The sequence below is a fragment of the Cedecea neteri genome (assembly GCF_000757825.1).
Taxonomy (GTDB): Bacteria; Pseudomonadota; Gammaproteobacteria; order Enterobacterales; family Enterobacteriaceae; genus Cedecea; species Cedecea selenatireducens.
On the sequence record NZ_CP009451.1, the window covers coordinates 1583968 to 1605880 of the forward strand.

The following is a 21913-nucleotide window of genomic DNA, read 5'->3' on the forward strand; positions in this document are numbered from 1 at the left end:
ATCAGGGAGTAACGTAATTTGAATTAGTGAACAGAAACGGCTATTTCGCGGAATATATTTTTCGAATGTTAGTCAACGCCTTAAAAAAAGCAAATACAAATAATAACCATAAATAATAAAAGGTTTTATATGAAGCCACTTTGGCTGAATACGGCCTGGCCGTAAGCGAAGCGGTAGATTGACATCAGCTTACGATTTGATCTTTAACCGTGTAAAGACTATGGATATAAACAGAGCAATTTTTTTAGTTAAATAAAAACGTTGGTTTTTTGCTTAACAAAAACCAAAATCAAATACCTGACAAGGTTTAGCAATGCGTAGAATAAGGGATAATCACCTGTTTTTTCAGTATGATGACGAAATCAAGAAACAGCAGGCTATCACACATTAAATATGAGGTTAAAGGGAGGCTGGAATCTGGTGCGATGAGCGGTTAGATTTGCACCGATTAAAAAAACTATCATGAATGCATCAAATTCTGCCTATAAAAGATTAGGTAGAAATAAAAGTCAGGAAACAGGTTTCGCAGGGAATATTAATCGAATTCATCATGATAACTTTAAGGCACAGGCTATGACTAACACCTCAACAATAAGCGAGACGGCGAAATCCCCGCCCCCAAACGCGGGGAATAAAAAGCGCTTTATATTGCTATTTTTACCGATCCTGATCAGCATAATTATATTACTGCTTCCGGTTCCCGCAGGATTAGAGCCGTATGCGTGGCACTTCTTCGCCGTCTTCGTTGGCGTGATTGTCGGCTTGATCTTCGAGCCGCTCCCGGGGGCGGTGATCGGGCTAACGGGCGTCGTGGTGATTGCGCTGTTTAGCCAGTGGCTGCTGTTCAGCCCGGCGGAACTGGCGGATCCTAAGTTTAAACTGGCCAGCCAGTCGTTCCAGTGGGCAGTCAGCGGCTTTAGCAACTCCACCGTTTGGCTGATTTTCGGCGCCTTTATGTTTGCCGCCGGCTACGACAAGACGCAGTTTGGCCGTCGACTGGCGCTGATTCTGGTGAAGTATCTGGGCCGCCGCAGCCTGACGCTGGGCTACGCGATTACCTTCGCCGACCTGCTCCTTGCGCCGTTCACGCCGTCTAACACCGCGCGCAGCGGGGGCACCATCTACCCGATTATTGCCAACCTGCCGCCGCTTTATGGCTCTCTGCCGAACGATCCAAGCTCGCGCAGAATTGGCTCTTACCTGATGTGGGTCGCAATCAGCGCCGCCTGTATCACCAGCTCGATGTTCCTCTCCGCGCTGGCGCCTAACCTGCTGGCGCTGGCGTTGGTGAAAAGCATCATCGGCTTCGAGATCTCCTGGGGGATGTGGTTCCTGGCCTTCCTGCCGCTGGGCGTGCTGCTGATCCTGACGATGCCGCTGCTGGCCTACTGGTTCTATCCGCCTGAAGTGAAGGTCAATGACGAAGTGCCGAAATGGGCTGCCGCTGAGCTGGAAAAACTGGGCAAACTGTCTCGCAACGAAATCCTGCTGCTGCTGTTCGTGTGTAGCGCCCTGCTAATGTGGATTTTCGCTGCCGCGTGGATTGAACCAGCGATGGCTGCCCTGCTGGTGATTATCCTGATGCTGTGGACCGGGGGTACTGAACTGGAACGACATTATCAGCAATAAACCAGCCTGGAATACCTTCGCCTGGTTTGCCACCCTGGTGGCGCTGGCCGATGGCCTGGCACGCGTGGGCTTTATCGCCTGGCTTGGGAAAGAAGGTGCCGCGCTGCTGCACGGCTTCGATCCGCAAGTGTCGGCGGTGATGCTGCTGGTTGCGTTCTACCTGCTGCACTATCTGTTTGCCAGCACCACGGCGCACACCACCGCCCTGCTGCCAGCGACCCTGACCATTGCCGCGTCTATTCCGGGGATTAATATGCCGGTCTTCTGCCTGATGATGGTCACGTCGCTCGGCGTAATGGGGATCATCACCCCGTACGGCACCGGCCCAAGCCCGATTTACTACGGTAGCGGCTATCTGCCAACCAAAGACTACTGGCGAATGGGCACCATCTTTGGCGCCATTTTCCTGTGTTCACTGATGCTTATCAGCTACCCGTGGATGGTGCTGATGTTCTGATGCACGGCTTTTGACATGAAAGCCCCCGGCGTATACCGGGGGCTTTTTTATTTTATGAAATAGACCATTTCGATAATGATGCCGTAAAGCATCGGCAGCAATATCATGCCCAGGATATTCACCAGTGGAGGAAGCTGGCGGATAAACAAAACGGGGAACATCAGGACCACCACCACAATTCTGATCGGCAAGTTACGCCAGTCGCTGCGCCGCTGCCAAAGCGCCCACCCGACCGGGACAATAAGGAAGATCATGATAACCAGCGCCCGCATCGTTATGGCATCTTTTCCCTGCCATGCGCTCGCCCCACGCCAGGCGCTATAGAAAGCCATCGCCAGAAGCAGCCCCGACGCCAGCCAGAAAAAAGCATGAACGCATTTGCCTGCCGCGCCTCCGGATTCAAACCGGCGCTCAAGAAATGGATATCCCCAGAGAAAAGTCGCCACTACGGCCAGCATGACGCCAGCCTGAAGCGCCATTTTCGGTGACTCATGGCCCGGCAACCAGGCCGTATATCCCCAGAAAAGTACGGCAATGATGGCTCCCCAGCTAAGCGCCAGAGTGGGTTTTTGTAGTACCTCAAGAAGCGATGGATTAAGGCGCTCCAGCAATGCAGGGGACTGCTGGCGTAATTCCCCCACCTGACCCGCCAGCTGCGAGAGGAGATCCGGAATCAGCCTGACCCACCATGAAATCTCCGTGTCCTTTTCCGTCAGCAAACGCCATTTCAACTGTCCATAACGGCTGCCGCCGTACTGCCGGGCCAGATATTGCCAATAGTTTTCCTGGTCGGTAATAGCAATCTGCTGCTCAAGAGCATGAACTATCCAGTCCGGCAGTTGAGATGAACGGTAGTTATCAATTTGCCAGTCCATTACCGCAGAAACTTCATTTAACAGGCTGCGGTAAAGCCAGGACTGCTCGCTTAGCGATTCGGCCAGCATCAGGCTAAACGCATGCCTGGCCTCAAGCGCATCGGGGATTTCATTATCAAGATAGCGGTGCAGCTCACCCAAGCCTTCGAGTTCATCCCTGATTAAAAGCGCCGAAATTGCCTGCGCTTTTTCCCAGAGTTCATTTTTGCTCCAGGGCGTTTCTGGCGAAGATGCCTGCTCCTGCATCAGTTGCCGAACATAATCCACCATAGGCGTAGGTTCAGGTTTCTCCGGCAGACTTTCAGCGTCTTCATACAGGACGACCGCCGAACTGGCATAGCGTTTGGCGCTATCAAACGCCTCGCGCAGGGCCTGAAAACCCTGCGGATCTTTGTCCGGCCGCCGCAGCTTTAACTCGCGGGCATAAGCGCGACGAATTTCACGTTCATCCGTTGTGGGCTCAATGCCCAGCACATCCCATATCGTCGCCATGTTTACAGTCCGTCGTTAAGCTGGTCTAACACCCGGCGCAGTTCGTCCCGCGCGGCGGCAATAATTCGCAGGTCCTGGCGCTCCAGCGCTTGTTCAAATTGCGTGGCGTAATGATCGATAATCTGGCGTCTGTCTCCCAGCGTCTGCTCATAGCGTTTTGCCGCCTCGGCAGCCAGCTGGCGGTTTTCGGGCACATCCCGAGGATGCTGTTTAAGGGCATCAAGCTGTTTTAAACGCTTCGCAATTTCCTCGGCGCTGAGCGTGCCCGGCGCTTTTTCAATCACCATTGTCGAGGCGCTTTGCTCGCCGCTAATCTTGCATTCCACTTCCAGAATGCCGTCGAGGGTATAGGTGAAGCGTACGTCCACGCTTACCTCTCCCGCTTTGCGCGCAGGGATCTTAATCGACATGCTGTCCAGCAGCAGGTTGTCGCTGACTTTGCGCGATTCCCCCTGGTAGACCTCAATATCTATCTGCCGCTGGTTGTCGTTCATGGTGCTGAAGGTCTGCATTACGCTTACCGGCACAAAAGCATTGCGCTCGATCAGCGGCGAGAAAAAACCTTCTTCTACCCTGTCGCCGTTTCGACGCGATACGGCAATGCCCAGTGAATAAGGCATGACGTCGGTAAGCACCACGTCGTCCAGAGCTTTGTCTTCTGCAATCAGTCCGGCCTGAACGCCTGCCCCCAGCGCCACGACTTCGTCGGGGTTCAGTTCATTACGCGGGAAGCGACCAAACATTCGGGTCACCAGCTGGCGTACCAGAGGCATACGCGTTGCGCCGCCGACCAGAATAACGTGATCGAGTTGCGCAACGTCGAATTGCGCATCCTGCAGCGCCTGAACAACCGGTTTTTTCAGGCGGGACAGCAGCGCGCTGCAGCACGCCTGGAAAGTCTCTTCGTTGAGATCCCAGCTAAATTCTTCCCCTGCATAAACCAGCTTCGCGCTGGCTCTGTCCTGACTGCTGAGCTGCTGTTTCAGGGATTCGGCCTGGCGGGTCAGGTTTGCGGCAAGCTCTGGGTTATCCAGCGTCAGCTGGGGATAGCCGCTCAGCATCCACTGGCGCAGGGCTTCGGTAAAATCATCGCCGCCAAGCCAGGCATCGCCGCTGCTGGCGCGGACTTCAATCACGCCCTCGAACATATCCACGATGGAAACATCAAATGTACCGCCGCCTAAGTCGAAGACCAGGAACTTTTGCTCGCGGCTGTCGGCTAATCCGTAGGCCAGTGCTGCCGCAGTAGGCTCGTTTAAGAGGCGTTCAACCTCCAGCCCGGCCATTTGCCCTGCGGCTTTAACTGCTTTGCGCTGGGAGTCATTGAAATAAGCCGGAACGGTAATAGCCGCACGCGTGATTTCACAACCAAGCGCAACTTCGGCATCGGCTTTTAATTTTCGCAGCACTAATGCGGAAAGCTCTTCGGCACGAAATGACTGTTTGCCGAGGGTGAAAACTTTCTCGGTGCCCATATAGCGCTTAAAACTGGCAACCGTCAGATGAGGATGGCTAACCAGTCGAGCCTTTGCCGCCTCGCCCACCAGCAGGTGCCCTTCATCATCCAGCCCGACAACGGAAGGCGTTAAGCGCTCACCTTTTTGGCCTAAAGCCAGCGTCGCTGCGCCCTCGCTGAACCAGGAGACTGCGCTATTGGAGGTACCGAGATCGATGCCAATAATGGGTGATACGTGTCCTGTCATTGCCTTATCCCTGTGAAGAGTGATGGATATTCAGCGGCCTCAATCCCGCCGTATTCATCGATGTTTTTCATTAAGATGAAGTAATTAATACCGGGTAGTTACTTTTATTGTCTATTAATTACTCAGGTCTATAAGTGTTACCGTCGAGGACTATTTATCGTAATTAAATACAGTTTTCTTTAATTACTTTGTTCAATAAGCATTAAAAGATTATCCTTAACGATTCAGCCCGGTGCGAAATTAATATTTGTTGGAAATATGTGACAAATGCTGCCGTATTGTTAACCAAATGTATTTCAAACTGATTGGTTATACCAATTTCCCCGGTCTATTTCCGCAAACATAGGTTTTCGTTATAACCTTCAGGGCCCGCGTGCCAACGCTAGATTTTACAGTTTGTTGCATTCTGTGTGACATCGGCGGCAGAACCCGGTAACACCCTACTGACACTGCGCCATTCATGTTTACAGTAATGTAACCTTCCCGTAAAATGCCGGCACACTTTAAACGACAATAGAGCTCCCCGGAATTGAGGTCGTTAAATGAGACTCAGGAAATACAATAAAAGTTTGGGATGGTTGTCATTAATCGCAGGCGCATTTTTACTTAGTGGCTGTGATTCTGCACTCCTGGATCCCAAAGGACAGATCGGACTGGAACAACGTTCATTGATACTGACGGCCATCGGCCTGATGTTGATTGTCGTTATCCCTGCAATTGCAATGGCTATCGGTTTTGCCTGGAAGTATCGGGCTTCAAACAAAGACGCCAAATACAGCCCAAACTGGTCGCACTCGAACAAGGTTGAAGCTGTCGTCTGGACGATTCCTATCCTTATCGTTATCTTCCTCGCGGTACTGACCTGGAAAACCACTCACGCTCTTGAACCTAGCCGTCCGCTGGAACATGAAGCGAAGCCGGTGACCATCGAAGTTATCGCCATGGACTGGAAATGGTTCTTCATCTATCCGGAGCAGGGTATCGCTACGGTGAATGAGATAGCCTTCCCGGCCAACACCCCAGTGGAATTCAAAATCACCTCTAACTCGGTGATGAACTCCTTCTTTATCCCGCGCCTGGGTAGCCAAATCTACGCAATGGCAGGCATGCAGACCAAACTGCACCTGATTGCTGATGAAGCCGGCACCTACGACGGTATTTCGTCAAACTACAGCGGTAAAGGTTTCTCCGGCATGAAGTTCAAGGCAATTGCCACGCCGGACATGGACACCTTTAACCAATGGGTGGCTAAAGCGAAACAGTCTCCAGAAGTCATGAACGATATGGCGACCTACGAGAAACTGGCCGCGCCAAGCGAATACAACAAAGTCGAATACTTCTCCAGTGTTAAACCTGATTTGTTTAAAGAAGTTATTAACAAATTCATGGGACACGGGAGCATGCACATGGCCAGGCCGGAAGGTGAACAGGCTTCCCATGACGATATGAAAGGCATGGAAGGTATGGAAGGCATGGACATGAGTCACGCGGAAACCTCTCACTAAGGGGCCGAGGAATAATACGATGTTCGGAAAACTTACACTGGATGCAATCCCGTACCATGAGCCAATTGTCATGGTTACGGTTGCGGCAATCATCGTCGGGGGACTGGCGCTGCTTGCGGCTATCACTTACTTCGGTAAGTGGGAATATTTATGGAAAGAGTGGCTAACTTCCGTTGACCACAAACGCCTTGGCGTAATGTACGTTATCGTCGCTATCGTCATGCTGCTGCGCGGCTTTGCCGATGCGGTCATGATGCGTAGCCAGCAGGTGCTGGCCTCCGCGGGCGAAGCCGGCTTCCTGCCACCTCACCACTACGATCAGATCTTTACCGCCCACGGCGTTATCATGATCTTCTTCGTGGCGATGCCTTTTGTTATCGGCCTGATGAACCTGGTTGTGCCGTTGCAGATTGGCGCACGTGACGTTGCCTTCCCGTTCCTGAACAACCTGAGCTTCTGGTTCACCGTTGTCGGCGTGGTGCTGGTTAACCTGTCACTGGGCGTGGGCGAATTCGCACAGACCGGCTGGGTGGCTTATCCACCGCTATCGGGCATTGAGTACAGTCCTGGCGTCGGGGTCGACTACTGGATCTGGGCGCTTCAGCTCTCCGGTATCGGTACTACGCTGACAGGTATTAACTTCTTCGTGACCATTCTGAACATGCGTACCCCGGGTATGACTATGTTCAAAATGCCGGTGTTCACCTGGGCTTCGCTATGTACTAACGTACTGATTATCGCAGCGTTCCCAATCTTCACCGTGACCGTCGCGCTGCTGACCCTCGACCGCTACCTTGGCACCCATTTCTTTACCAACGATATGGGTGGCAACATGATGATGTACATCAACCTCATCTGGGCCTGGGGCCACCCGGAAGTTTATATCCTGGTGCTGCCGGTGTTTGGCGTGTTCTCTGAGGTGGTTGCAACCTTCTCTAAAAAGCGTCTGTTCGGTTACACCTCTCTGGTGTGGGCGACCATCGCGATTACCGTTCTGTCGTTCATCGTTTGGCTGCACCACTTCTTCACCATGGGCAGCGGTGCGAACGTAAACGCCTTCTTCGGTATTGCCACCATGATTATCGCCATCCCGACCGGGGTGAAGATCTTCAACTGGCTGTTCACCATGTATCAGGGCCGCATCGTCTTTAACTCCGCGATGCTGTGGACCATTGGCTTCATCGTCACCTTCTCTATCGGTGGCATGACCGGTGTTCTGCTGGCGGTGCCGGGTGCGGACTTCGTGCTGCACAACAGCCTGTTCCTGATTGCACACTTCCACAACGTTATCATCGGCGGCGTGGTCTTCGGTTGCTTCGCAGGTCTGACCTACTGGTGGCCAAAAGCGTTCGGCTTCACGCTGAACGAAACCTGGGGCAAACGCGCCTTCTGGTTCTGGATTATCGGCTTCTTCGTGGCGTTTATGCCGCTGTACGTGCTGGGCTTCATGGGTATGACCCGTCGTCTGAGCCAGCAGATCGATCCACAGTTCCACACCCTGCTGGTTGTTGCGGCCTGTGGTGCGGCGCTGATCGCTCTGGGCATTCTGTGCCAGCTGATTCAGTTCTACGTCTCTATCCGTGACCGCGAGCAGAACCGCGATCTGACCGGTGACCCATGGGGTGGCCGTACGCTGGAGTGGGCAACCTCTTCTCCGCCTCCGTTCTATAACTTCGCCCATCTGCCGCACGTTCACGAGCGTGATGCATTCTGGGAGATGAAAGAGAAAGGCGAAGCGTACAAACAGCCTGCGCACTATGAAGAGATTCATATGCCGCGCAACAGCGCTGCCGGTATTATCATCGCTGCATTCAGCACCGTGTTTGGCTTTGCCATGATCTGGCACATCTGGTGGCTGGCGATCGTTGGCTTTGCCGGCATCATCATCACCTGGATTGCGAAAAGCTTCGACGAAGATGTGGATTACTATGTTCCGGTGGCTGAAGTCGAAAAACTGGAAAATCAGCATTTCGAAGAACTCACCAAAGCAGGGCTGAAAAATGGCAACTGAGACTGTAAATAACGCCCACGCCGCGGAGCACGGGCACCACGATGCAGGAACCAATAAGGTCTTTGGTTTCTGGATCTACCTGATGAGCGACTGCATTCTGTTCTGTTGCTTGTTCGCGACCTATGCCGTTCTGGTGAACGGCACCGCAGGCGGCCCGTCAGGGAAAGACATCTTCGAACTGCCGTTCGTGATGGTCGAAACTGCCCTGCTGCTGGTCAGCTCCATCACCTACGGCATGGCGATCATCGCCATGAACAAAGGCAACAAAAGCCAGGTTATCTCCTGGCTGGCGCTGACCTTCCTGTGCGGTGCGGGCTTCGTAGGGATGGAAATCTATGAATTCCATCACCTGATCAAGGAAGGCTTCGGGCCGGATCGCAGCGGCTTCCTGTCAGCGTTCTTCGCGCTGGTTGGCACCCACGGTCTGCACGTCACCTCCGGTCTGGTGTGGATGGCTTTCATGATGATTCATGTTTCCCGTCGCGGCCTGACCAACACCAACCGTGCGCGTCTGATGTGCCTGAGCCTGTTCTGGCACTTCCTTGACGTGGTTTGGATCTGTGTATTCTCCGTAGTCTATCTGATGGGGGCAATGTAATGAGTCATTCAACTGAACATAGCGGCGCCCACCACGGTAGCGTGAAGACCTACATGACAGGCTTCATCCTGTCCATCATCCTGACGGCTATCCCGTTCTGGATTGTGATGGAAGGGACGGCCTCTCACGGCACCATGCTTGCCGTGGTCCTGGTGACGGCGGTAGTACAGATTCTGGTGCACCTCGTGTGCTTCCTGCATCTGAACACCTCTTCGAGTGAGCGCTGGAACCTGGTGGCCTTCGCCTTTACGGTGCTGATTATTGCCATTCTGGTGATCGGCTCGATCTGGATTATGTGGAACCTCAACCTGAACATGATGGTTCACTAAGAGCGGCATGTATGATTAAGCAATACCTGCAAGTAACGAAACCAGGAATTATTTTCGGTAATTTAATTTCTGTCATTGGGGGATTTTTACTGGCCTCGAAGGGCAGCATTAATTACCCGCTGTTCCTCTATACGCTGGTTGGCGTGTCACTGGTGGTCGCATCGGGTTGTGTCTACAACAACTTTATCGACCGCGACATTGACCAGAAGATGGAGAGAACGAAGAATCGGGTGCTGGTTAAAGGCCTGATTTCACCGAAAATTTCGCTGGTGTACGCCACCTTGTTGGGTATTGCTGGCTTCATGCTGCTGTGGTTTGGCGCTAATCCGCTGGCGATGTGGCTGGCCGTGATGGGCTTTGTGGTGTATGTCGGGGTTTATAGCCTGTACATGAAACGCCACTCTGTCTACGGCACGTTGATTGGCAGCCTGTCCGGCGCGGCTCCTCCGGTTATTGGCTACTGCGCCGTAACCAACGAGTTCGACACCGGCGCCGCTATCCTGCTGGCTATCTTTAGCCTGTGGCAGATGCCGCACTCGTACGCGATTGCCATCTTCCGCTTTAAAGATTACCAGGCCGCCAACATCCCGGTTCTGCCGGTGGTAAAAGGCATTTCCGTCGCCAAGAACCACATCACGCTGTACATCATCGCTTTTGCGGTGGCAACGCTGATGCTCTCCCTGGGCGGGTATGCCGGATACAAATACCTGATCGTCGCCGCGGCGGTCAGCGTCTGGTGGCTGGGCATGGCGCTGCGAGGCTATAAGGTGGAAGACGATAAGGTCTGGGCGCGCAAGCTGTTCATCTTCTCTATCGTGGCCATTACCTCGCTCAGCGTCATGATGTCGGTCGACTTTATGGTGCCAGACTCACATAATCTGCTGACTTACGTCTGGTAAGTCACGAAAAGCATAAAAGGGCACCTCGGTGCCCTTTTTAATTTGGTGGCAAACAAGCCAAAAACGTGGTTTTGACTTGTTTGGTTAACGCCAGAAAACTGAATCCTTTATTGTATAGTCGTTGGCGAAAAATGCTTTTAGGCATAGAGAACTCTCTCAACGCTCTGAAAGGGCACCTCGGTGCCCTTTTTTATCAGTATCATCAAAGCATCCGCGCTGTAATATCTGTTAAATAACTAACGATTTACCCTCCCCTGCCCTCGCACTACACTAAGGCCGACTTTTTATCTGAGGTGGTAATGAACGATTACAAAATGACGCCCGTCGAGCTGCGAGCGACGTGGGGTTTAGGCACCGTCTTTTCCCTGCGCATGCTGGGCATGTTTATGGTATTGCCGGTTCTTACCACCTGGGGGATGGCGCTGCAGGGCGCAAGCGAAGCGCTTATTGGCCTTGCCATTGGTATCTATGGCCTGGCGCAGGCCGTCTTCCAGATCCCGTTTGGCCTGCTCTCAGACCGCATTGGGCGCAAACCGCTGATCGTCGGCGGGCTGGCAATCTTTGTGCTCGGCAGCATTATTGCCGCCCTTAGCGACTCCATCTGGGGCGTGATTTTAGGCCGTGCGCTCCAGGGCTCCGGCGCTATCGCTGCCGCGGTGATGGCCCTGCTGTCCGATTTAACCCGCGAACAGAACCGCACCAAAGCCATGGCCTTTATCGGCGTCAGCTTCGGCGTAACCTTCGCTATCGCCATGGTGCTCGGCCCGATCATTACCCAGGCGCTTGGCCTGCAGGCGCTGTTCTGGATGATTGCCGTCCTGGCCAGCTGCGGCATTCTGATCACTCTCTGGGTGGTGCCGAATACCGAAACGCACGTGCTAAACCGCGAGTCGGGGATGGTTAAGGGCTGCTTCCGCAAAGTGATGATGGAGCCGAAGCTGTTAAAGCTGAATTTCGGCATCATGTGCCTGCATATCATGCTGATGTCCACCTTTGTCGCCCTGCCGGGCCAGCTCGAGCAGGCTGGTTTTCCAGCAGCTCAGCACTGGAAAGTGTACCTTTGCACCATGCTGATTTCGTTTGTTTCGGTGGTGCCGTTCATCATTTATGCCGAAGTTAAACGCCGCATGAAGCACGTGTTTGTTGGCTGCGTGGCGGTGCTGCTGATTGCCGAGATCGTGCTTTGGGGCGCAGGCCCGCATTTCTGGGATTTGGTGATTGGCGTGCAGCTGTTCTTCCTCGCGTTCAACCTGATGGAAGCTATTCTTCCCTCGCTTATCAGCAAAGAATCTCCGGCGGGCTATAAAGGCACCGCGATGGGGATCTACTCCACCAGCCAGTTTATCGGCGTGGCTATCGGCGGGTCGCTCGGCGGCTGGCTGAACGGGCTGTTTGATTCACAAACCGTCTTCCTGGCGGGCGCGGTGCTGGCAATGGTCTGGCTATTCGTCAGTTGGACGATGCAGGAACCGCCGTACGTCAGTAGCCTGCGTATTGAGCTACCGGAAAGCAGCGTGAACGACGAGAATTTGCGGGAAAGGCTGCTGGCTCAGCCGGGCGTGAGCGAAGCGAATATCATTCCAGAAGAACGCAGCGCGTACGTGAAAATCGACAGCAAGCTGACGAACAGGTATGAGATTGAGCAGGTGGTGAAAGGGGCGTAAACGCCCCTCAAACCGTCAGTCGCGGAAGTTCTTAAACTGGAACGGCTGCCCCAGATTGCCGCCACGAATCAGCGCCATTACGGCCTGTAAATCATCGCGAGCCTTACCCGTGACGCGGATCTCCTCGCCCTGGATCTGGGTCTGAACCTTTAGCTTGCTGTCTTTAATCAGCTTAATGATTTTCTTAGCAACGCTTGCTTCAATACCCTGTTTCAGCTTAGCTTCCACGCTCCAGGTTTTGCCGCTGTGAACAAACTCTTCAGGCACATCAATAGAACTGCCTTCGATGCCGCGCTTAAGCAGCTTGGCGCGCAGGATATCCAGCAGCTGGTTTACCTGGAAGTCAGATTCGCTGGCGACTTTAATGGTCTGATTTTTTTCATTCAGCTCAAAGCTTGCCGGCACGTTGCGGAAGTCAAAACGGGTGGCCAGCTCGCGCTCGGCGTTTTCTACCGCGTTGTTCACTTCCTGCAGGTCGATTTCAGAAACGATATCAAAAGATGGCATGTGTTTTCTCCCTCTCTGGTTTGCGTTGCATAATACCCGCTGGACGGCGCAAAACAACCTGTTAAAGAGCTGGAAAGTCGATAACGCTATAATAGAAAGTAAGTTTAGCATTCGCGAAGTCGGCGAATGGGGAGGCAATGATGAAAATCACCGTGCTGGGTTGCGGTGCGCTGGGTCAGCTTTGGCTGGCCGCACTACATAAACAAGGCCATGAGCTTCAGGGCTGGCTGCGCGTACCGCAGCCGTACTGCCACGTCAATCTGCTTGATAATACTAACGGTAGCGTTTTTAACGAGTCCTTCACGGCTAACGATCCCGAATTTCTCGCCACCAGCGATCTCTTATTAGTGACGCTCAAAGCCTGGCAGGTTTCCGATGCCGTGCGCACGCTGGCCTCCCAGCTACCTTCAAGCTGCCCTATTTTGCTGCTGCATAACGGCATGGGGACGCTGGATGAGCTAGGCGGTTTGCCTCAGCCCTTGCTGCTCGGGTTAACGACTCAGGCGGCCAAAAGAGACGGCAATGTGATTGTTCATGTGGCCACAGGCACCACCCACATCGGCCCAGGCAACGCGAAAGCCAGCGACTACAGCTACCTTGCAGATATGCTGCATGCCGCGCTGCCGGACGTCGCATGGCACAATAATATCCAGCCGGCGAGCTGGAACAAACTTGCGGTAAACTGCGCGATCAACCCCCTGACCGCGCTGTACGACTGTTCTAATGGCGAACTGAAAAACCACGCAGAAGAAATTGCCAGCATCTGTGAAGAAGTGGCGCAGGTGATGGAGCGTGAGGGGCACCATACCTCGCAGGAAAGCCTTCTTGATTACGTCTGGCAGGTCATTGATAGTACTTCAGAAAACACCTCATCGATGCTGCAGGATATCCTCCTGGAGCGCCACACGGAAATTGACTATATCACCGGCTACCTGCTGCGCAGAGCGAGAGCACACGGCATCCCTGTGCCGGTGAACGCCCGCCTCTATGAGCAGGTTAAACGTAAGGAGAATGAATATGAGCGCACAAGCGCTGGTCTGCCTGGCACCTGGCACTGAAGAGACCGAAGCGGTTACGACTATCGATCTGCTGGTCCGGGCCGGAATCAAGGTGACGACTGCAAGCGTAGCCCCCGACGGCGACCTGAAAATTGTTTGCTCACGCGGCGTGAAGCTGCTGGCGGATGCGCAGCTGGTTGAGGTTGCCGACGGTGACTTCGACATCATCGTGCTGCCCGGCGGCCTTAAAGGCGCTGAATGCTTCCGCGACAGCCCATTGCTGGTCGAAACCGTACGCCAGTTTCATCTGTCTGGCCGTATTGTGGCGGCGATTTGCGCGGCAGCGGGGACGGTGCTGGTCCCGCACGAGCTGTTCCCGATAGGCAACATGACAGGTTTTCCTGGCCTGAAAGACACCATCCCGGAAGGACAATGGCAGGATAAACGCGTTGTCTGGGATCCACGCGTCAACCTGCTCACCAGCCAGGGGCCGGGAACCGCGATTGATTTTGCGTTGAAGATTATCGACCTGCTGGTGAGCCGCGAGAAGGCTCATGAAGTGTCGCAGCAGCTGGTGCTGGCGGCGGGGATTTATAGCTTCAGGGATTATCAGTAAGAGCCCCTCACCCTAACCCTCTCCCCAAAGGGGCGAGGGAACCAGAACGGTGTTCCTCCTCTCCCCAAAGGGGCGGGGAGACTAACCCGAATTCTCCCTCTCCCTTTTAGGCAGGTATAACAACCCGAATTCTCCCTCTCCCTTTTAGGGAGAGGGCCGGGGTGAGGGTCAGTCCTTTACGGGCGGTACACCTTAATATTCTTGAAGCCCTGCTCGCTCAGGTACAGCGCCTGCAGGCGGCTCATCACGCCGCGCTCACACCACAGCAGGTAGGTTTTGCTCTGGTCCAGATCGCCAAACTTGGTGCTCAGCTTGTAGAACGGCAGCGCCACAACCTCAACGCCTTCCTGTACAAAAGGTTTCTCGTCCACTTCGTCGTTGGAACGAATATCCAGCAGTACCTCGTTTGGCCCAAACGCTTTAACCGTTTCGACTTCAACCACTTCCTGCTGAGTCTGGGTCGCAATATCGCGGATATCGATATTGGTCGCTTCCGCAACCACGCGCTCCAGAATAGAGAAGTCGAACTTCTGCTCTTCTTCTTCAATCTTCGCCTTCACCGCTTTTACGGTTGGGCTTTTCGAGATAACGCCGCAGTATTCCGGCATGGTGCGGGCAAAATCAGCGGTACCGATTTCGCGCGCCAGATCGATGATGTGCTCTTTATCGTGAGAGATAAGCGGACGCAGGATCAGCGTATCGGAAACGTTATCGATCAGGCGAAGGTTGGTCAGCGTCTGGCTGGACACCTGGCCCAGCGCTTCGCCGGTCACCAGAGCCTGAACGCCATAGCGCTCGGCAACCTGAGAGGCCGCACGCACAAACATACGCTTCAGCACCACGCCCATCTGGCCGTCTTCAACTTTCTCGAGGATCTCGCCGACCACCGGCTCAAAGTTGATCGCCACGAAGCGCACGCGGTGAGAGCTGCCGAAACGGTTCCACAGGTAGTGAGCCACCTGCTTAACGCCGATTTCGTGCGCGGCACCGCCAAGGTTAAAGAAGCAGTAATGCACGCGACAGCCGCGACGCATCAGCATATAGCTGGAAACGCCGGAGTCGAAACCACCGGAAATCAGCGACAGCACGTCTTCCTGGGTACCAATAGGGAAACCGCCGATGCCTTCGTAGCGGCCTTTAACCAGCAGCAGGCGATCGTTTTCGATCTCCAGGTTAACCGTCACATCCGGATCGTTGAGCTTAACGCGCGCGGATTCAATGTGCTGATTCAGGCCGCCGCCAACGTAGCGCTCAACCTCAATAGAGCTAAATTCGTGTTTACCGCGACGTTTTACGCGCACGCAGAAGCTCTTACCTTCCAGCTTATCGCGATAAAGTTCCAGCGCCTGCTCAAAGATGTTATGCATGTCGGTGTACGGTACATCCTCTACTTCAAGGATGTGATGAATACCCGGAATGCGGGTCAGCGCTTCACGAATCGCGATACGCTGGTTTTCATCTTTGGCGCGAACTTCGATGTTGTCCCAGTGGCGAACGACCGCCAGGCTCTCGTCGTAGTGTTTTAAAACGTTACGAATATTCCCGGTGAGCATCTTAATAAAGCGAATGCGCACAGATTGGCTCTTGATGGTGATTTCCGGGAACAATTTAATGATAAACTTCATGGCGGTAAGGGTTCGTTTAGTCAGCCGGGCTGACTGCGCAGCACGCGGGCATAAAAAGAAGTACTTGCAGCGGCGTAATGCCACCTGCATCCGAGGCGCGCAAGTATATCACCATCCCGCAAAGACTGCGCACCTTAACCGACTTGCACGAGCCTGCTTGATAATCACATTGACTCCGCTACCATGTCGGCGTCGAATTAAAACAGAGTCAGACATTCACTATGCCGAAAAAAACTGAATCCCCGGCCAGCTTCGAAACCGCGCTGGTCGAACTGGAGCAAATAGTTACTCGTCTGGAAAGCGGCGACCTCGCCCTGGAAGAGGCGTTAAACGAATTTGAACGCGGCGTGCAGCTGGCTCGCCAGGGGCAAGTGAAACTCCAGCAGGCGGAGCAGCGCGTACAGATCCTACTGAGCGACAGCGAAGACGCCTCTCTGACTCCTTTTACCCCGGACGCCGAGTAACATGGATTTCAATCAACAGCTTCAGGCCCATGTTGTTCGGGTCAATGACGCCATTTCACGCTTTCTGGCGCCGCTGCCGTTTCAGAACAGTCCACTGGTTGAAGCGATGCACTATGGCTCACTATTAGGCGGTAAGCGCCTGCGCCCTTTCCTGGTGTACGCCACCGGTGAAATGTTTGGCGTAGCGGACGAAGCGCTGGATGCACCGGCCGCCGCCGTGGAATGTATTCACGCGTACTCCCTGATCCACGATGATTTACCGGCGATGGACAACGATGATTTACGTCGCGGTCAGCCAACCTGCCACATTAAATTTGGCGAAGAGAACGCAATTCTGGCCGGCGACGCCCTGCAAACGCTGGCGTTTTCTATACTGAGTGATGCGCCAATGCCGGGCGTTGAGATTGCCGATCGCTTAGCTATGGTTTCAGAACTGGCAACCGCCAGCGGCGTGGCGGGCATGTGCGGCGGTCAGGCGCTGGATTTGGCCGCCGAAGGCAAGCAAATTGATCTGGCGGCGCTGGAGCGTATCCATCTGCATAAAACCGGTGCTCTGATTCGCGCGGCGGTTCGCCTGGGCGCATTAAGTGCCGGAGAGCGAGGGCGCAAAGCCCTGCCGATTCTGGATCGCTATGCCGCAAGTATCGGCCTCGCCTTCCAGGTGCAGGATGATATTCTCGACGTGATTGGTGATACCGCTGTCATTGGCAAACGCCAGGGGGCCGATCAACAGCTGGGCAAAAGTACCTACCCGGCGCTGCTGGGGCTTGAACAGGCTCAGGCAAAAGCGCAGGATCTCTATCAGGAAGCACTGCAGGCTCTGGCCGAGCTTGCTGAGCTGTCGCTGGACACGGCGGCACTGGAAGCGCTGGCAAACTACATTATCCACCGTGATAAATAACGCATAACAACGATGAGTTTAGATTTCTGATGAGTTTTGATATCGCCAAATACCCGACCCTTGCTCTGGTGGATGCCAGCCCGGATCTGCGAGTGCTGCCTAAAGAAAGCTTACCTAAGCTTTGCGATGAGCTGCGCCGCTATCTGCTAGACAGCGTAAGCCGTTCCAGCGGGCACTTTGCCTCCGGACTTGGTACGGTCGAACTGACCGTGGCGCTGCATTACGTCTATAACACGCCGTTCGATCAACTCATCTGGGACGTAGGCCACCAGGCCTATCCGCACAAAATTCTGACCGGCCGCCGCGATAAAATTGGCACCATTCGCCAGAAAGGTGGCCTGCATCCGTTCCCGTGGCGGGCGGAAAGCGAGTACGACGTGCTGAGCGTGGGTCACTCCTCCACCTCTATTAGTGCAGGCATCGGGATCGCCGTTGCCGCGGAAAAAGAAGGTAAAGACCGTAAAACCGTCTGCGTGATCGGCGACGGTGCAATCACCGCCGGCATGGCCTTCGAGGCGATGAACCACGCGGGCGATATCCGCCCGGACATGCTTGTCGTGCTTAACGATAACGAGATGTCGATTTCCGAGAACGTAGGCGCGCTGAACAACCATCTGGCGCAGCTGCTTTCCGGCAAGCTTTATTCGACGCTGCGCGAAGGCGGCAAGAAAGTCTTCTCTGGCGTACCGCCGATTAAAGAGCTGCTGAAGCGCACCGAAGAACACATCAAAGGCATGGTCGTGCCGGGTACGCTGTTTGAAGAACTCGGCTTTAACTACATCGGCCCAATCGACGGCCATGATGTGATTGGCCTGGTGAATACGCTGAAGAACATGCGCAGCCTGAAAGGCCCGCAGTTCCTGCATATCATGACCAAAAAAGGGCGTGGCTACGCGCCTGCGGAAAAAGATCCGATCAGCTTCCACGCCGTACCAAAGTTCGATCCGCAGAGCGGAACGCTGCCGAAAAGCACCGGCGGCCTGCCGAGCTACTCGAAGATTTTCGGCAACTGGCTGTGCGAAACCGCAGCCCACGATGACAAGCTGATGGCCATCACCCCGGCCATGCGTGAAGGCTCCGGCATGGTGGAGTTTTCGCGCCAGTATCCTGCCCAATATTTTGACGTGGCGATTGCCGAGCAGCACGCGGTGACCTTCGCAGCAGGCCTGGCGATTGGCGGCTATAAGCCGGTCGTTGCCATCTACTCCACCTTCCTGCAGCGTGCTTACGACCAGGTGATTCACGACGTCGCCATTCAAAAGCTGCCGGTGATGTTCGCCATCGATCGCGCCGGGATTGTCGGTGCCGACGGCCAGACGCACCAGGGCGCCTTTGATATCTCCTTCCTGCGCTGCATTCCGGACATGGTTATCATGACCCCGAGCGACGAAAACGAATGTCGCCTGATGCTGCATACCGGCTACCACTACAGCGAAGGCCCAAGCGCCGTACGCTATCCACGCGGTACCGGTACCGGTGCAGAGCTGACACCGCTTTCTGAACTGCCGATTGGTAAAGGTATAGTGAAGCGCGAAGGCGAAAAAATTGCGCTGCTGAACTTTGGGACTTTACTGCCTGAAGCCGCCGCCGCCGCCGAAGCACTCAACGCCACGCTGGTCGATATGCGTTTTGCTAAACCGCTGGATGAAGCACTGATTCTGGAGCTTGCAGCAGGCCACGATTCACTGGTGACCATTGAAGAAAACGCCATTATGGGCGGAGCTGGCAGCGGCGTGAACGAAGTACTGATGGCGCACCGCAAACCTGTGCCCGTACTCAACCTCGGCCTGCCTGATTTCTTCATTCCTCAGGGTACCCAGGAAGAAGCGCGCGCCGCGATTGGCCTTGATGCCGCCGGTATCGAAGCTAAGATTCGGGGCTGGCTAAGTTAACTTCATCCGTACACTAAATAATTCAATCCACAGCACGACGGCAAGTGAACATATCCCGATGAGCTTACTCAGGTAAGTGATTCGGGTATGAGAGCGCCGCCAACACCGCTGTGGTTTGAAGTATGACGTGTACGGCCTGCTATGCTTTTAGGATAACCCTACAACATAAGCAGGAGCGACATCGTGCAATACACCCCGTTAGGCACCACCGACCTTAAGGTTTCCCGTCTTTGCCTCGGCTGCATGACCTTTGGTGAACCCGATCGCGGCAGCCACGCCTGGACGCTTCCCGAAGAAAGCAGCCGGGAAATCATCCGCCACGCGCTGGATAAAGGGATCAACTTCTTCGATACCTCGAATAATTACTCCGACGGCAGCAGCGAAGAGATCCTGGGCCGTGCGCTGCGTGATTTTGCCCGCCGCGAGGATGTCGTCGTGGCGACTAAGGTTTACAACAAAGTCGGCGATCTCCCTCAGGGCCTCTCCCGCCCACAGATCCTGCGTTCGATTGACGATAGCCTGAAACGCCTCGGCACCGACTATGTCGATCTGCTGCAAATCCACCGCTGGGACTACGACACGCCCATTGAAGAGACGCTTGAGGCGCTTAACGACGTGGTTAAGGCCGGTAAAGCACGCTACATCGGCGCCTCTTCAATGCGCAGCGATCAGTTCGCACAGGCCCTGGCTTTGCAGTCTCAGGCAGGTTGGGCGCGGTTTGTCACCATGCAGGATCATTACAACCTGATTTACCGCGAAGAAGAGTTGGATATGCTGCCGCTGTGCTACAAAGAAAAAATAGCGGTGATCCCCTGGAGCCCGCTCGCGCGCGGCAAGCTGACCCGCCCGTGGGGCGATACCACGGCAAGATCTGTTTCAGATGAAGTTGGGAAGTCTCTATACCAGACGAATAACGAAAACGACGCGCTTATCGCTGAACGGCTGGCAAACGTCGCGGCCGATAAAGGCGCCTCACGCGCGCAGGTAGCGCTGGCATGGCTGCTCAGCAAACCGGGTATCGCCGCGCCCGTTATCGGCCCATCAAGGCAGGAGCAGCTGGATGATTTACTGGGTGCCGTAGATTTAACGCTGAAGCCGCAGGAGATTGCCGAGCTGGAGACGCTTTATCAGCGCCATCCCGTGGCGGGATATAAATAATGCCCTCCCCTTGCCGATCAACGTTATCAGCTGGGGGTTTTGCTCCCTCTCCCCTTTAGGGCGCTTTTAAATCCCCTCTCCCTTTTAGGGAGAGGGTTAGGGTGAGGGTCACCGTCAGCCACTAAGAAAAGTGGTCGTAACCCTGCATCTCAAGCGTCACAGGCTTACCTTCTCGGGTAAACTGCAGCCCTTCAGACGCAGAAATAATCTGCCCAATACAGGTATAAGGCACGCCCAGGTTACCGATAGCCACTTCCAGCGCCCCGCGATTTAGCTCCGGCACGGTGAAGCACAGCTCATAGTCCTCACCGCCTGACATCGCCCATTTCAGCGCCTGTTCCGGCTCTACGTGCTCACGCAACGCTTCGGAGTAAGGCAGCAAATCAAGATCGATACGTGCCCCGCAGCTGCTGGCCTTCAGGATATGGCCGAGGTCGGAAATCAGGCCATCTGAAAGATCGATAGCGCTGTTGGCCAGATCGCGCAGCGCCTGGCCGTGTAAAACGCGCGGCATTGGCCGCAGATGCCGCTTGAGCAGGTAATCCGCATGCTGCGCGTTCGCTACCTGCAGTCGTTCCTGCAGGATCGCCAGGCCAGCCGCGCTGTCACCCGGCGTACCGGTGACATAAATCCAGTCTCCGGCTTTTGCACCGCTCCGCTTAAGCGCCCGACCAGCAGGGATCATGCCGTGGATGCCCAACGTCAGGGAAAGTGGGCCACGGGTTGTATCGCCGCCAATCAGCTGCATATCGTAATAATCCAGCTGCTCAAACAGGCTATCGCTGAACGCTGCAAGCCACGCGTCATCCACTTCAGGGAGCGTTATTGCAAGCGTAAGCCAGGCCGGATCTGCGCCCATGGCGGCCAGATCGCTTAAATTCACCGCCAGTGCTTTGTAGCCCAAATCGCGCGGATCGATATCCGGCAGGAAGTGATTGCCGCTGACCAGCGTATCGGTGCTGATAGCCAGCAGCTGTTTTTCGGGTACCGACAGCAACGCACAATCGTCGCCGATACCGGCTTCCACATCACGACGGGAACTTGTTACGCGATCGAAGTAACGGGCAATCAGGGAAAACTCACCGCATGCCATGCGTGATACCTCAAGAATGTCAGTTGCAGAAAAAATGTGGCCGGGAAAACCCGGCCAGGAGATTACTTCTTGTGGGGACGAATAGCGGGAGCGGCTTTGTCGAGAACGCCGTTAACGAACTTGTGGCTGTCTTCGGCGCCGAAGGTTTTCGCCAGTTCAATCGCTTCGTTGATGGCCACTTTGTACGGCACATCGTCACGTTTGGACAGTTCAAACAGCGCAATGCGCAGTACCGCTTTTTCCACCTGACCCAGCTCTTCAAGCAGACGAGACAGGTAAGGCTTCATCAGCCCATCCAGATACTCGCTGTTGGTAGCCACACCGCTCAGCAGCTCGCGGAAATAGACAACGTCAACGTCTTTGACGTCCTGTTCCGCCAGGAACTGGTATTCGACATCAGCGATATCGTTTTTAGACAACTGCCAGGAGTAAAGCGCCTGGACGGCACACTCACGGGCGCGGCGACGAGCAGCAGGTTTCACAGATTTCCCCTTACA

At 54.6% G+C, this 21913-nt stretch carries 18 protein-coding genes and 1 pseudogene; 13 read left to right on the top strand and 6 right to left on the bottom strand.

Features of this window, described 5'->3' with window-relative positions; all coding sequences use genetic code 11:
• Positions 1–573: 573 nt before the first annotated feature.
• Positions 574–2086: pseudogene (locus JT31_RS07260) on the top strand (anion permease).
• Positions 2087–2133: 47 nt separating this feature from the next.
• On the opposite strand, the gene JT31_RS07265 reads toward JT31_RS07260, so the two are convergent.
• A complete protein-coding gene (locus JT31_RS07265; protein WP_038475075.1) occupies positions 2134–3453 on the bottom strand; it encodes a J domain-containing protein in 1320 nt (439 codons plus the stop codon).
• 2 nt (positions 3454–3455) lie between these two features.
• Positions 3456–5156, bottom strand: coding sequence for a molecular chaperone HscC (locus JT31_RS07270; RefSeq protein WP_038475080.1), 1701 nt, complete (start codon positions 5154–5156; stop codon positions 3456–3458).
• A 542-nt stretch (positions 5157–5698) separates the two neighbouring features.
• On the opposite strand from JT31_RS07270, the gene cyoA reads away from it, so the two are divergent.
• From cyoA to JT31_RS07300, 6 genes are all read left to right on the top strand, one after another.
• Positions 5699–6661, top strand: a complete 963-nt coding sequence (gene cyoA / locus JT31_RS07275) for a cytochrome o ubiquinol oxidase subunit II (RefSeq protein ID WP_038475084.1) — start codon at positions 5699–5701, stop codon at positions 6659–6661.
• Between the two features lie 19 nt (positions 6662–6680).
• Positions 6681–8672: a cytochrome o ubiquinol oxidase subunit I gene (gene cyoB, locus JT31_RS07280; protein WP_038475087.1), complete on the top strand. Its 1992-nt coding sequence runs from the start codon at positions 6681–6683 to the stop codon at positions 8670–8672.
• Complete coding sequence (locus tag JT31_RS07285) at positions 8662–9270, top strand: cytochrome o ubiquinol oxidase subunit III (RefSeq protein ID WP_038475089.1); 609 nt, start codon at positions 8662–8664, stop codon at positions 9268–9270. The genes cyoB and JT31_RS07285 overlap by 11 nt, the downstream gene beginning before the upstream one ends.
• A complete protein-coding gene (locus JT31_RS07290; RefSeq protein ID WP_038475091.1) occupies positions 9270–9599 on the top strand; it encodes a cytochrome o ubiquinol oxidase subunit IV in 330 nt (109 codons plus the stop codon). The genes JT31_RS07285 and JT31_RS07290 overlap by 1 nt, the downstream gene beginning before the upstream one ends.
• 11 nt (positions 9600–9610) lie before the next feature.
• Entirely contained in the window at positions 9611–10498 is an 888-nt protein-coding gene (gene cyoE / locus JT31_RS07295) for a heme o synthase (RefSeq protein WP_038475093.1), read from the top strand.
• A 299-nt stretch (positions 10499–10797) separates the two neighbouring features.
• Positions 10798–12162, top strand: coding sequence for an MFS transporter (locus JT31_RS07300; protein WP_038475095.1), 1365 nt, complete (start codon positions 10798–10800; stop codon positions 12160–12162).
• 15 nt (positions 12163–12177) lie between these two features.
• Here the strand turns inward: JT31_RS07300 and JT31_RS07305 are convergent, their stop codons facing one another.
• Positions 12178–12669: a YajQ family cyclic di-GMP-binding protein gene (locus tag JT31_RS07305; protein WP_008454581.1), complete on the bottom strand. Its 492-nt coding sequence runs from the start codon at positions 12667–12669 to the stop codon at positions 12178–12180.
• A 140-nt stretch (positions 12670–12809) separates the two neighbouring features.
• Between JT31_RS07305 and panE the strand changes: the two genes are divergently transcribed.
• Both panE and yajL read left to right on the top strand, forming a co-directional pair.
• Positions 12810–13727, top strand: coding sequence for a 2-dehydropantoate 2-reductase (gene panE / locus JT31_RS07310; RefSeq protein ID WP_038482906.1), 918 nt, complete (start codon positions 12810–12812; stop codon positions 13725–13727).
• A complete protein-coding gene (yajL, locus tag JT31_RS07315; protein ID WP_038475097.1) occupies positions 13687–14283 on the top strand; it encodes a protein deglycase YajL in 597 nt (198 codons plus the stop codon). Before panE ends, yajL begins: the two co-directional genes overlap by 41 nt.
• A 176-nt stretch (positions 14284–14459) precedes the next feature.
• Here the strand turns inward: yajL and thiI are convergent, their stop codons facing one another.
• Complete coding sequence (gene thiI, locus JT31_RS07320) at positions 14460–15908, bottom strand: tRNA uracil 4-sulfurtransferase ThiI (protein WP_038482909.1); 1449 nt, start codon at positions 15906–15908, stop codon at positions 14460–14462.
• A gap of 221 nt (positions 15909–16129) precedes the next feature.
• Between thiI and xseB the strand changes: the two genes are divergently transcribed.
• The 4 genes from xseB (at position 16130) to JT31_RS07340 (ending at position 20323) form a co-directional block, all read left to right on the top strand.
• Entirely contained in the window at positions 16130–16372 is a 243-nt protein-coding gene (gene xseB / locus JT31_RS07325) for an exodeoxyribonuclease VII small subunit (protein WP_038475099.1), read from the top strand.
• A gap of 1 nt (position 16373) precedes the next feature.
• Positions 16374–17273, top strand: a complete 900-nt coding sequence (gene ispA / locus JT31_RS07330; protein ID WP_038475101.1) for a (2E,6E)-farnesyl diphosphate synthase — start codon at positions 16374–16376, stop codon at positions 17271–17273.
• A gap of 29 nt (positions 17274–17302) precedes the next feature.
• Positions 17303–19165, top strand: a complete 1863-nt coding sequence (dxs, locus tag JT31_RS07335) for a 1-deoxy-D-xylulose-5-phosphate synthase (protein WP_038475103.1) — start codon at positions 17303–17305, stop codon at positions 19163–19165.
• Positions 19166–19348: 183 nt separating this feature from the next.
• Positions 19349–20323: an aldo/keto reductase gene (locus tag JT31_RS07340; protein ID WP_038475105.1), complete on the top strand. Its 975-nt coding sequence runs from the start codon at positions 19349–19351 to the stop codon at positions 20321–20323.
• 121 nt (positions 20324–20444) lie between these two features.
• On the opposite strand, the gene thiL is transcribed toward JT31_RS07340, so the two are convergent.
• Positions 20445–21416: a thiamine-phosphate kinase gene (gene thiL, locus JT31_RS07345; protein ID WP_038475107.1), complete on the bottom strand. Its 972-nt coding sequence runs from the start codon at positions 21414–21416 to the stop codon at positions 20445–20447.
• A gap of 62 nt (positions 21417–21478) precedes the next feature.
• Positions 21479–21898, bottom strand: a complete 420-nt coding sequence (nusB, locus tag JT31_RS07350; RefSeq protein WP_038475109.1) for a transcription antitermination factor NusB — start codon at positions 21896–21898, stop codon at positions 21479–21481.
• Positions 21899–21913: the final 15 nt, after the last annotated feature.

What these genes read in the sequence shown, in the direction of transcription:
- cyoE (WP_038475093.1), top strand. Translation starts at nt 9,611, where the DNA reads ATGATTAAGCAATACCTGCAAGTAACGAAACCAGGAATTATTTTCGGT.
- JT31_RS07265 (WP_038475075.1), bottom strand. Translation starts at nt 3,453, where the DNA reads ATGGCGACGATATGGGATGTGCTGGGCATTGAGCCCACAACGGATGAA.
- panE (WP_038482906.1), top strand. Translation starts at nt 12,810, where the DNA reads ATGAAAATCACCGTGCTGGGTTGCGGTGCGCTGGGTCAGCTTTGGCTG.
- cyoB (WP_038475087.1), top strand. Translation starts at nt 6,681, where the DNA reads ATGTTCGGAAAACTTACACTGGATGCAATCCCGTACCATGAGCCAATT.
- thiI (WP_038482909.1), bottom strand. Translation starts at nt 15,908, where the DNA reads ATGAAGTTTATCATTAAATTGTTCCCGGAAATCACCATCAAGAGCCAA.
- JT31_RS07270 (WP_038475080.1), bottom strand. Translation starts at nt 5,156, where the DNA reads ATGACAGGACACGTATCACCCATTATTGGCATCGATCTCGGTACCTCC.
- yajL (WP_038475097.1), top strand. Translation starts at nt 13,687, where the DNA reads ATGAGCGCACAAGCGCTGGTCTGCCTGGCACCTGGCACTGAAGAGACC.
- thiL (WP_038475107.1), bottom strand. Translation starts at nt 21,416, where the DNA reads ATGGCATGCGGTGAGTTTTCCCTGATTGCCCGTTACTTCGATCGCGTA.
- JT31_RS07305 (WP_008454581.1), bottom strand. Translation starts at nt 12,669, where the DNA reads ATGCCATCTTTTGATATCGTTTCTGAAATCGACCTGCAGGAAGTGAAC.
- JT31_RS07285 (WP_038475089.1), top strand. Translation starts at nt 8,662, where the DNA reads ATGGCAACTGAGACTGTAAATAACGCCCACGCCGCGGAGCACGGGCAC.
- dxs (WP_038475103.1), top strand. Translation starts at nt 17,303, where the DNA reads ATGAGTTTTGATATCGCCAAATACCCGACCCTTGCTCTGGTGGATGCC.
- ispA (WP_038475101.1), top strand. Translation starts at nt 16,374, where the DNA reads ATGGATTTCAATCAACAGCTTCAGGCCCATGTTGTTCGGGTCAATGAC.
- xseB (WP_038475099.1), top strand. Translation starts at nt 16,130, where the DNA reads ATGCCGAAAAAAACTGAATCCCCGGCCAGCTTCGAAACCGCGCTGGTC.
- JT31_RS07290 (WP_038475091.1), top strand. Translation starts at nt 9,270, where the DNA reads ATGAGTCATTCAACTGAACATAGCGGCGCCCACCACGGTAGCGTGAAG.
- JT31_RS07300 (WP_038475095.1), top strand. Translation starts at nt 10,798, where the DNA reads ATGAACGATTACAAAATGACGCCCGTCGAGCTGCGAGCGACGTGGGGT.
- cyoA (WP_038475084.1), top strand. Translation starts at nt 5,699, where the DNA reads ATGAGACTCAGGAAATACAATAAAAGTTTGGGATGGTTGTCATTAATC.